This window comes from Algoriphagus sp. PAP.12, from assembly GCF_026652115.1.
Classification (GTDB): Bacteria; Bacteroidota; Bacteroidia; order Cytophagales; family Cyclobacteriaceae; genus Algoriphagus.
Map to the genome: position 1 here is coordinate 69084 of NZ_JAPPSQ010000019.1, position 11745 is coordinate 80828.

Genomic DNA, 11745 nt, shown 5'->3' on the forward strand with positions numbered 1-11745 from the left:
CTCTTAGAGAAACAATTTGAAAAGTAGCTATTCAAAATTAGCGAACTAAATCATTTCTCTTAATTTTCTCTTAAGATTATAGATATCTAATTTTTCATTTTCAATAATATGAATATCCGTTTTTGCACAACTGGTTAAATTCCCTTTGTTTACAAGTGACGGATGACCCCAGCCCAGCTGCAGGCGGGGATGACGGGTGACCGAAGTTTGCAAGACTAGTACTTCAAAGCTACTTTTTAGCCGATACCTGATTAAACAGGTGAGATTGCGGATAATCTTATTCAATAAAAATCCAGATTAATCATTATAAGTATATTGAATCAATTTTACTTAAATTTTAAGGAAGAATAAATATGAATAAAGAAACAGGTTTCGCTGTAAAAAGCTATTTTTTCAAAATGACAAAATGTAAACATTTGGCCAGTTATTTATCTATTCGTTAACCAATGACTCAATCTTCCTACCACTCAACAAAAAAATAGACACTTTTTTGAATTTTTATAAAAAGAATTTAAACATCCTGTATTAATTTAAAGCATTCAATAGACAAAAAACCCTCCATTAAACGTTCAGATTACAAGACACAAATTCGGAGTAATAATTATGAGGTTTCTCTTTCTGATTTTTCTTTTTACAGTAGGGATCACCCCATTATCTGCCGATGAGTTATCGACAGAGTTCGTATTTGAACCATGCGTTCAGGAGAACGTGATAGAAGTTCTCCAACCATCTTCAGAAAGCATTTCTGCTCTAGTCAAAATTTTTAGGGCGACTCAAAAGAACAGATCAAGTGAGCGATTCCAAGATCCTTTGGATACATTCAAAGATTTGGGTCTCACATTCTTTCAGTGCAAAATCAGTTCAAGCTACTCTCCTGTAGAAGAAATTGATGAGTTTTCCAAAAGGATAAAAACTGCCATTAAGGCAAATGCTCCTTGATTAACCGGGTTTTTCAGCCCGCGATTAATTCAAATTCTATCTTAAATACCCTATAAATGAAAACTAGTAAGCCCCTTGGTTTTTCCAGTAGGAAAAGCCTTGAATCCTATTTATCTATCCCAATCTTAGTATTGGCTTTTTTGACAGTTGTTTCTTGTCAATCCAATCCCAATAAGTCCAAAAAAAATAAGAAGGCATTGGAAATCCCAGTGCTGGCCTTGGAGCCAACCGATGTAGAAGTTCCTCAAACATATATCTGTGATATTCAAGCTGTTCAGTTTGTGGATGTCCGCTCTAAAGTTTCAGGATTTGTTGACAACATCTATGTCGATGAAGGTCAGTTCGTAAAAAAAGGCCAGTCTCTTTTTCAGCTTTCCAGTGAGGAATTTAATGAAATGGTCAATTCTGCTCGTGCCAATCTGATGAGAGCAAAAGCTGAGCAAAAAGCAGCATTGGTTGAAGTCGAAAGACTTCAAATCCTAGTAGACAAAAAAATCATCTCCCCTTCTGAATTGGAATTGGCAAAATCCAAAAAGGCAGTGACTGATTCGGAAATTGCTCAGGCTGAATCTCAGCTAAAAGCAGCAAGAACTGGGCTTTCTTATACTACTGTCAAAGCTCCTTTTGATGGAATCGTGGATAGAATCCCTCATAAAATCGGAAGCTTGGTGGCTGAAAACGATTTATTGACATCTATCACTGATATTTCTTCCGTTTTCGCTTACTACAAAGTCAATGAGAACGAATATTTGAACTTCATGAGAACCAAAATTGAAGATGGTTCAGCTGATGATTTGAATGAGCAATTGACTCTGATTCTTTCCGATGGACAGATTTATCCTGATAAAGGTATTTTAGAAACTACCGAAGGTGATATTGAATCAGGTACCGGCTCCATTGGTTTCCGAGTGAGATTCCCCAATCCAAATCAGTTGATCAAGCATGGTGCTTCCGGTAAAATCCAGATGCTTTCCAAGCTAGAAGATGTGTATTTGATTCCTCAAAAGTCAACTTTTGAAATTCAAGACTTTACCTATGTGTACATGGTGGATGAGGAAAATGTGGTAAAAGTGAGAAGCTTTAAGCCAATCCAGCGATATGGCAATTATTACTTGGCTGAAGGATTCAACCCAGGTGATAAGATTGTCTATGAGGGTATCCAGCAGGTTCAAGACGGAAGTTTGGTTGAACCAAAATCCATTGCGGCTGCTGATGTTTACCAAGATTTTGTAACTGTTCGCTGATTAGGCCAAACCACATTTAGTACCCACTATGTTTGAATTATTTATCAGAAGACCGATTTTATCGACGGTCATCTCGGTTTTTATTACCCTTTTGGGAATACTGGCGCTGACCTCATTGCCAATCACACAGTTCCCAGACATCGTTCCTCCATCCGTAACAGTAACTGCAAAATACACTGGAGCGAACGCTGAAGTTTTGGCAAAAGCAGTAGCAACCCCACTAGAACGAGCGATAAACGGGGTGCCGGGTATGGAGTATATGTATTCGGTGAATACCAATGAAGGGATCACATTGATCACTATTATTTTCCAGGTAGGAACTGATCCAGATCAGGCTGCTGTAAACGTCCAAAACAGAGTCGCGACTGTAGTCGATGAATTACCAGAAGAAGTAATCCGTGCAGGTGTTATGACCGAAAAAGAGGTAAACAGTATGTTGCTTTACCTCAACCTGATCACCTCCGATCCTGCGCAGGATGAGAAGTTCGTTTACAACTTTGCTGATATCAATATTCTTCCTGAATTGAAGCGTATTGATGGAGTTGGTTTCGCTGAAATCATGGGTATGAAGGATTATGCAATGCGAGTTTGGCTGAAGCCAGATCGTTTAGCTGCCTATGATATTTCCCCTCAGGATGTGACTGATGCGATCCAAAACCAAAATGTGGAAGCAGCTCCTGGTAAATCAGGGATCTCATCTGATCGGGATCCTCAAGCTTTGCAATATGTCTTGAAATACACCGGTAAGTTTAACCAAGAAAGTGAGTTTGAAAATATTACTTTAAAAGCCCTGCCTGATGGTTCCTTATTGAAATTGAAGGATGTTGCCGACATCGAATTTGATGCATTAGACTATAACATGATGTCTATGACTGATGGTAGACCTTCAGCATCCATCATGCTAAAGCAAAGACCTGGCTCCAATGCAAGTGAGGTGATTGAAAACATCAAAATCAAAATGGAGGAATTGGAAGGCACATCCTTCCCTCCAGGAATGTCTTACAATGTTTCCTATGATGTCAGTCGTTTCCTAGATGCTTCGATTCATGAGGTAATCAAGACTTTGATCGAAGCATTTATCCTCGTATTTATTGTCGTTTTCCTATTCCTTCAGGACTTTAGATCTACTTTGATTCCTGCGATTGCAGTGCCAGTTTCCTTGGTCGGAACCCTGTTTTTCATGCAGATGTTTGGCTTCTCTATCAACTTGTTGACGCTATTTGCATTGGTATTGGCGATTGGTATTGTAGTGGATAATGCAATCGTTGTTGTGGAAGCAGTGCACGTGAAAATGCATGATCTCCACCTCAATGCTTTTGATGCAACGATCGAAGCAATGAAGGAAATCGGTGGTGCAATCGTCGCAATTACTTTGGTAATGTCTGCAGTATTTATCCCAGTAAGTTTCCTTTCTGGACCGGTTGGGATTTTCTATAGGCAGTTCTCTTTAACTCTTGCTATAGCCATTGTGATTTCAGGTATCAATGCTTTGACTTTATCACCTGCCCTGTGTGCGATGATGCTGAAGCCAATGTCCCATGATCCAAACAAGAAGAAAGGTGCCATGCAACGTTTCTTTGATGGATTCAATGCGAAATACGATGCTTTGGCAGGCAAATACACTAATATCATCTCAGGTACTGCGGGAAGAAGAGCGGTAACTTTTGGTGCATTGTTTATCTTCTTTGCTTTGACATATGGCATGATTTCAATCGTACCTACCGGCTTTATCCCGAATGAAGACCAAGGGATGATTTATGTGAATGTCACCACACCTCCAGGAGCAACGGTAGATCGAACAACAGAAATCATGGATCAGGTTCAGGCAGCTCTTTTACCTTTGGACGAAGTAGAGACAGTTTCTACCCTAGCTGGATATTCGCTTTTGACAGAAACTGCTGGTGCTTCCTACGGAATGGGTATGATCAATTTGAAATCATGGGATCAGAGAGAAATGAGTGTCAATGAATTGATCCTTGATTACTCTGAAAGAACTGCCCATATCAAAGGAGCTGATATTCAATTCTTTGCTCCTCCCCCAGTACCTGGATTTGGTAATGCTTCTGGTTTTGAAATGAGACTTCAGGACAAGTCTGGAGGTGATTTGGACAATATGGCCTTGGTGACTGAAGAGTTTGTTCAGGCATTGAATGACAGACCAGAATTGGATGCTGTTTTCACCAACTTTGACCCAACTTTCCCTCAGTTTATGATCAGTGTGGATCATGATAAAGCGGCCAAGCTTGGAGTGTCTGTTCAAGATGCAATGGCAACTTTGCAAAGCTACATTGGTAGTTTTTATGCCTCCAACTTCATTCGATACGGCCAAATGTATAAAGTGATGATTCAGGCTTCTCCAGAATACAGAACATCACCAGAATCACTCTTGACCATGTTTGCCAAAAACAAGGATGGCGAGATGGTTCCTTACTCCAACTTCGTAAGTTTGGAAAGAGTCTATGGGCCTGAGCAGTTGACGAGATATAATATGTTTAGCTCGGCAATGGTTTCCGGTGAAGCAGCGGAAGGCTATTCTTCTGGGGATGCCATCAAAGCTGTAGAGGAAGTTGCTTTGCAAACCTTGCCTAGAGGGTTCTCGATTGACTGGTCCGGTATTACCAGAGAGCAAATCGCCTCTGGAAATCAGGCAGTCTATATTTTCTTGATCTGTTTAGTATTTGTGTATTTGCTTTTGGCTGCACAGTACGAGAGTTATATGCTACCTCTTTCTGTAATCCTTTCTCTTCCTGCAGGGATTTTCGGTTCCTACTTCTTCTTGAATTTAGTGGGCTTGCAAAATGATATCTACGCTCAGGTTTCCCTGGTCATGTTGATTGGTTTATTGGGTAAAAATGCCATCCTAATCATTGAGATCGCGATTCAAAACAGAAATAAAGGACTTGGCATATTGGAAAGTGCCATCAAGGGTGGTGTCGAGCGACTAAGACCTATTTTGATGACATCATTCGCCTTTATCTGTGGTTTGATTCCTTTGACCATCGCTTCTGGAGCAGGTGCAATTGGTAACAGAACCATTGGTACTGCTGCAGCTGGTGGGATGTTTATCGGGACTTTGATCGGAGTATTCTTGATTCCTGGATTGTATGTGGTTTTTGAAACCATTGATACTAAAATGAAATCCAAAAAGGCACAGAGACAAAATACAGTAAAACAAGAACCGGTACTAGAACTATGAGATCCAAGACTTTAAAAATCGCCTTGTCTTTCGTCCTTCTGGCCGGATGTAAAGTACAACAAGATTCATTACCTGAATCAAGTTTAAATTTGCCAGAAACCTATGAAACAGCAGTTTTAGATAGTGCATCAAATAGTTCCCAGATAATTTGGACTGAGTTTTTCCAAGACGAGGAGCTGAAGTCACTCATTCAGGCAGCTCTAACCAACAATCAGGACAATCAACAGACTTTATTGAAAATCAATGCTGCTAGAGCTTCCATGCTCAATGCTAAAAGAGGAATTCTTCCTGCTTTTTCACTAAATGCTGGAGCGGCAAAAAGAAAGTTTGGAGAATATACCATGGATGGAGTTGGTAATGATGATACCAATCTTTCTGACAATGTACCTGCGGATAAAAAGATCCCGTCACCTTACAAAGATTTCTTAGTTGGAGCTGAGTTTTCTTGGGAAATTGATGTTTGGGGGAAATTAAGAAGTCGCAAAAAAGCAGCAGTAGCTAGATTGATGGCTTCTGAGGAAATGAGTCGAAATATCCAGACTTGGTTGATATCCGAAGTTGCATCTAATTACTATCACCTTTTGGCATTGGATCAGGAAATCGAAGTATTGGAAGAAAACATCAGCCTTCAGGAATTGGCTCTGCAATTGATTACCGAACTCAAAGAAGGTGGAAAAGCCAATCAGTTGGCGATTGATCAATTTGAAGCTTTGGTGCTGAATACAAAAGCTCAATTACAGGCCAAAAACAGGGAGTTGAAAAGTGCTGAATACGATTTAGCAAGACTAGTAGGTTCCTTGGATTTCTCTCTGCAGAGAATGGATCTGGATGAAGCAATTACCATTCAGAATGAATTGGAAACTGGACTTCCTTCTGAATTGATTCAAAACCGACCTGATTTGAAGGAAGCAGAAATGCAACTGGAAGCAAGTAAAGCTGATGTTCATGCCGCTAAAGCTGCCTTCTACCCTTCTTTCAACTTGTTTGGAATGGCAGGGTTCAATGCATTTGATTTCAGCAAACTCTTCTTGAGTCCTGGTTCAGGAATCTATCAGTTTGGTGCTGGATTGACAGCTCCAATTTTCAACAGAAGAGAAATCAGATCTCTTTATGAAGTTGCAAAAACTGATCAGCAAATTGCTCTATTGGAATACGAGAAGAAGACCTTGAATGCTTATTTAGAAGTGCTGGATTTGATCAATCAAATGGACACCTACGATCAGCAGCTAAAGATGAAGCAATATGAGGTTTCAGTTCTTGAAAGAGCAATTGAGCACTCCAATACCCTCTTCTCGGTAGGTTATGCAAACTATCTCGAGGTAATCAATGCCCAAAGCAGAACCTTGGAATCCGCGATTGAATTAGCGGATTTGAAGGCCTCTCGACTTCAAGCCAATGTAAGACTATATAAAGCCCTTGGCGGTGGTTGGAACTAAAAAAAGACCAATTAGAAAACCAATAAATTGAAAGGGATGCTGATACAGTATCCCTTTTTCTATTCATATAAAAATGAATGCAATCATCCCCAAATAATTTCCCAGTCTAGTGAAATGGAGTAATTTGTTGATTGAATTCCAGAGGTCGAAAATTTAATGCATTGCTAAGAAACAAACACTATTATTCCTTAATCATGAAGAAAATATACCCCATAGTTGGCTTATTTACTCTCATTTGGGCCACGGACTCCTGTAAAACCAAGGAGTCTACATTTAGCGATAAGGATATCAAAAGAAGTGAAAAGTTAATTGGGTTAGAGTTTTCTAAGGAGAACATTAAAACCATGCATGGGTATCTGGAAAGGAATAAAAGTGGATACGATAGTTTGAGATCCTATGAAACTTCCAATGAGACATTTCCAGCAGTTACTTTTGACCCCCATCCTCTCGGATTTACTTTTCCAGAAAAAGGTCCAAGTCCAGTTTTTGAAATACCTGGAGATGTAGAATTGCCAGAAAACCTTCAAGATTTGGCATTCTATCCAATTCCCAAATTGGCTTCATTGATCAAAAATCAAAAGATTAGCTCAGAGGATTTAACCCAACTTTTTATTGAAAGAATCAAGAAATACGATGCACAATTGGAAGCAGTAATTACTCTGACTGAAGACCTGGCAATGGCTCAAGCCAAGAAAGCCGATCAGGAAATCGCATCTGGAAATTATAGAGGAATCCTTCATGGCATTCCCTATGGAGTGAAAGATTTGATGGCAGTGGAAGGCTATCCAACGACATGGGGAGCAGAACCCTACAAAGATCAGATGATTGATTACACTTCCACGGTAGTTAAAAAACTGGAGGCTCAAGGTGCTGTTTTGGTTGCAAAATTAGTTTCAGGATCCTTGGCTAGAGGTGATGTTTGGTTTGGTGGTAAGACTAAAAACCCATGGGATTTGACGCAGGGAGCAAGTGGCTCATCTGCAGGTTCAGGTTCAGCTACATCAGCTGGTTTAGTTCCATTTGCTTTGGGCACAGAAACCTTAGGGTCCATCACGGCTCCGGCTACCAGAAATGGTGTAACGGGCTTAAGACCAACCTACGGAAGAGTCAGCAGGTATGGCGTCATGGCTTTGAGCTGGTCTATGGACAAGGTGGGACCATTAGCGAGAAATGCCGAAGATTGTGCTATCGTTTTTGAAGCTATATATGGGAAAGATTGGCAAGATCCATCCACCAATGAAGTGGGCTTTAGTATGCAAAAGAAAAATGTGAAAGACTTTAAAGTAGCTTACCTCAAAAAGGACATTGATTCAGACACAACTGAATATGGAGATAATACCAGAGCCGCATTAAAAGTTTATCAAGATTTGGGAGTTCAAATGGACTCTATTGAATTGCCTACAAACTATCCTTATTCCGTATTTGACATCATTTTAAGAGCAGAAGCAGGCACATTCTTCGATGACTTAGTGAGATCTGGTGAAGTTGATACTATGGTTGAGCAGCATGGAGGATCGAGAGCTAATTCATTAAGACAATCTCGATTTATTCCAGCAGTGGAATACCTTCAAGCCAATCGTCAACGAAGACAAATGATTGAAGAAACCAACAAGTTGTTTCAGCAATACGATGTGATTATTGCTCCATCCAACCGAGGACGTCAGTTGTTCTTGACCAATTTGACAGGACATCCAGTAGTTTCGGTTCCCAATGGGTTTGACAAGGATGGTAGACCTACCAGTATTACATTGATTGGAAATTTGTATGATGAAGGTTCAATTATTGCTTTTGCGAAAGTCTACCAGGAATTGACAGATTTTGATGAAAAGCATCCACCAAAATTTGTGGACTGATCATTCAAAAACTGCTACAGCTCGAACCGGAGAGCCCGTACCTCCTCTTATTTTCAATGGAAGCCCTATGAATCTAAACCTACCCCTACCGAGCAATTGGTCTAGGTTGATCAGGTTTTCATAATGGGTAAAATTGTATTTGCCACAGATTTCATGAACCTGGCGGTTAGAAACACCACTGACGCCGGGGTTCATGGTTTCCACCCCAAACGCAGCAATTTCCATTTGCCCGAGCCATTCTGCTGCCTCAGCATCAATTCCTGGACCATTTGACCAGTTTTCTGTCTGGAAATGCTTTTTGTAATGATCTGTACAAATCAATAAAGTGTCTCCCTTATTCAAACTTTCACCCGTTGATTGAATGGTAGATCTCAATTCATCTTTCGTAATCAATTGTTGAAGATCTTTTCTTCTAAAATCAACACAGAAACCTGAAGTATAAAACATGGTTAAAGGCATTTTATCGATAGAGTGCCCAACATACTCCTTCGCCATATGATTTCTAGCATCCACATGAGTTCCTGTATGTTCTCCCAATTCCAATCGATGGACACTAGGTGTTGGGTTTTCAGGATTTTCGATTCCTTCCCAATCTTCATGGCTGACATGAATTTCCATTTTTACTTGAGGAAGAGATTTAAAAACAGGCATCCCTTCAAAAATCTCCTGACTTAGATCAATGATTTCAGGCATTGCTAATCAATTTTTCCATAATAAAACAAATCCAAATGATGAGCTTGATTTAAAGGAGCTAGCGGAAAGCCTTGCAAATCAATATTATAATAGGTCAACGATTCATCAGGATTGCTCGAAAATGTAACTTGCCTATTTGGTAATAATGTAGTGTATATTTTTTGCCCATCTTTGTCGAATAGGCTCAACTCCCAACTCCAAAGGTCTTCTTTATTGTCAGACTCTACGGTTTCAAGTTTCTTCGTGACCACCACTTCCAAGTGAAAAGATTCATAGCCCAAGGCAAGGCCATAGGCATTATCATAAAAAGGTGAAGTGCCCATATTTTCTATTTTTTCAGCTCGTTTAATAATAAACTGCTCAACTATTTCCTTATCCTGTCCATAAGATGTCATGGTAAAACCTGTTTCTATAGCACCAAGTTTTTCACTGAGATTTTGAGCAAGGGCGTTTGAAAAATAAATGTAATTGCTACTTAGGATAATAATAATTGCAGTAAGTTTTTTGAGCATACTAAAGTTTTATCTATTCCTACGGTAACAAGGAATGAGGGTTAAATAATTTATATAAAGACTTTATTGGAAAAAAACCAATGGCTTTAATCCTTTTCCTTTTTGGATATAAACCTTAAAAGGTCCGCATCACTGTCTACTCTTTCCTGAGATGTTTGATATCGATACTACTGGTTCTATTGAAAATAACAATTGGAACATCAGTCAAATCAATGCTGTAAAAACTCATTGAATTGTCTGGATTACTCAGGTATTTCACCTGATCTTCAGGAATATGAATTATTGAAAGTACTTCTCCCTTTTTTTTATAAAATATGAGTTCCCAGTGATTTCTAGTTTTTTTTTCTTCTGAAACCACAGATTCAAACTTCTTGTCAACTGTTAATTCCAAATGAAAAGATTCATATCCTAGCCCCGCTCCATTATCATGAGTAAGAAACAAGGTTCTATTTCCTCTCTTGAGTATAATTTGATCATGAATAATTCTTTCCTTCCCATTAGAAGTGAAGTCAAAAAAAGTTGTCATTGCCCCTATACCATCACTGAACTTCTGAGCTAAAACAGCAGGAACAAAAATGTAATTACTGGCAAGGATAAAAATGATGGCCGTTAGTTTTTTTAGCATGTGAAATAGTTTTTATATACCAACAGATTATCAAAAGAGGGGTTTGTCCAATTCCAGAATTTGATAAAAAATCATCTATAAAATGATTCTCAAACATATACTACTATCATAAGAATTAGATAATTGTATTTCTCTTATAGAAAGTGGACTTTTAGGTCAAAAAATACCTGAGAAAACTCAGAAATTATATTTATTCATTTTTTAGAAACTTAAGTGCATAGCCTTTCATCTGATATTCATTTAAAATAGGTTGTGCAGAAAAGGCAAATTGAACTTCCGAAACAAAGTCTGATCTAGAATGCCTTGAATTTGATTGACCACAAAGGAAAAATTGTACTCCTGCCACACTTAATTCTTGTATGTATTCAATGTTCATATTATGGTGAGCGTATTTTCTAAAATAAGCCTCCTCCGTTAAAAATGCGTAGATCGCGTTACCATGTACTGCAACTACTATATTCAGTTTGTCTGAAGGAATACCTGATCCCACATGTAGATTGTAAATCCTTCCTATTTCCATTAAACCAAGATTCGGTGGAAAGGGATCAAAATTATCCGTTTTCTCACCTCTGACTCTTTGTGTTGTATAAGAAGTCATATCAAAAACTATCTTATACTCTATTGTAGTATCAGGGATGTATTCAACCTCTTCGATAGTATATACATTAGAGCCAAATAATGTGATCTCTGGATAATAACTAGGTCTAGAATTCATTAAAATATCCATTCGATTTACACACAACTCTGATATATTTATGAGGATTTCTGGATACTCGCTTTCCCAATGATTGGTAGCTTTCATGAATTCATCACGATCTTTTGCAAATATCACCATACCCAGTTCTACAGAATCTTTGCTTTCCATGGGCATTGCCGCCAATTCGTAATTGTATAAATCTCCATTCTCCTTTAAGGATTGAAGGCTTGAAGAAATAAGCTCCATAGATTTATCCCAATAATCAGGATTATCCACTTTTTTCGCACAATTACAAGTTGTAAGGTATTGTAAATATTGGCCATTAGACTCTATAGAACCTACAAATAAGAATAAGAAAACTAAAGAATATCGTATCATAAAAATGGATTGAAAGTAAAAAGATTACCTTCAATTTAAACCATAAAAACCTATTTTTCAAGCAGATACAATAGTTGAACTAAATCAAGGATCAAACTTATAGATATATTCGTTTTATATTGAAAAAAAAAGACCTGCAAAATCTACTTGCAGGTCTTTTCAATTTTTTTTG

9 protein-coding genes are annotated in these 11745 nt (G+C 38.5%); 5 read left to right on the forward strand and 4 right to left on the reverse strand.

Annotation, left to right across the window (positions count from 1 at the left end):
- Nucleotides 1-603: 603 nt before the first annotated feature.
- The 5 genes from O0V13_RS18300 to O0V13_RS18320 all read left to right on the forward strand — a co-directional run bounded on the left by O0V13_RS18300 (nt 604) and on the right by O0V13_RS18320 (nt 8668).
- Nucleotides 604-939, forward strand: a complete 336-nt coding sequence (locus tag O0V13_RS18300; protein WP_268036435.1) for a hypothetical protein — start codon at nt 604-606, stop codon at nt 937-939.
- Between the two features lie 56 nt (nt 940-995).
- Nucleotides 996-2183 (forward strand): efflux RND transporter periplasmic adaptor subunit, encoded by a 1188-nt coding sequence (locus tag O0V13_RS18305; protein WP_268036436.1) that lies wholly within the window; start codon nt 996-998, stop codon nt 2181-2183.
- A 28-nt stretch (nt 2184-2211) separates the two neighbouring features.
- Nucleotides 2212-5379, forward strand: a complete 3168-nt coding sequence (locus tag O0V13_RS18310; RefSeq protein WP_268036437.1) for an efflux RND transporter permease subunit — start codon at nt 2212-2214, stop codon at nt 5377-5379.
- Nucleotides 5376-6815, forward strand: a complete 1440-nt coding sequence (locus tag O0V13_RS18315; protein ID WP_268036438.1) for an efflux transporter outer membrane subunit — start codon at nt 5376-5378, stop codon at nt 6813-6815. Before O0V13_RS18310 ends, O0V13_RS18315 begins: the two co-directional genes overlap by 4 nt.
- A 194-nt stretch (nt 6816-7009) precedes the next feature.
- Nucleotides 7010-8668, forward strand: coding sequence for an amidase (locus tag O0V13_RS18320; RefSeq protein WP_268036439.1), 1659 nt, complete (start codon nt 7010-7012; stop codon nt 8666-8668).
- Here the strand turns inward: O0V13_RS18320 and O0V13_RS18325 are convergent, their stop codons facing one another.
- The 4 genes from O0V13_RS18325 to O0V13_RS18340 all read right to left on the reverse strand — a co-directional run bounded on the left by O0V13_RS18325 (nt 8669) and on the right by O0V13_RS18340 (nt 11573).
- Nucleotides 8669-9361, reverse strand: coding sequence for a cyclase family protein (locus O0V13_RS18325; protein ID WP_268036440.1), 693 nt, complete (start codon nt 9359-9361; stop codon nt 8669-8671). It abuts the gene before it with no gap.
- Between the two features lie 2 nt (nt 9362-9363).
- Complete coding sequence (locus tag O0V13_RS18330) at nt 9364-9873, reverse strand: hypothetical protein (RefSeq protein ID WP_268036441.1); 510 nt, start codon at nt 9871-9873, stop codon at nt 9364-9366.
- Between the two features lie 136 nt (nt 9874-10009).
- Nucleotides 10010-10498 (reverse strand): hypothetical protein, encoded by a 489-nt coding sequence (locus O0V13_RS18335; RefSeq protein ID WP_268036442.1) that lies wholly within the window; start codon nt 10496-10498, stop codon nt 10010-10012.
- A gap of 190 nt (nt 10499-10688) precedes the next feature.
- A complete protein-coding gene (locus O0V13_RS18340; RefSeq protein ID WP_268036443.1) occupies nt 10689-11573 on the reverse strand; it encodes a DsrE family protein in 885 nt (294 codons plus the stop codon).
- Nucleotides 11574-11745 lie beyond the last annotated feature (172 nt).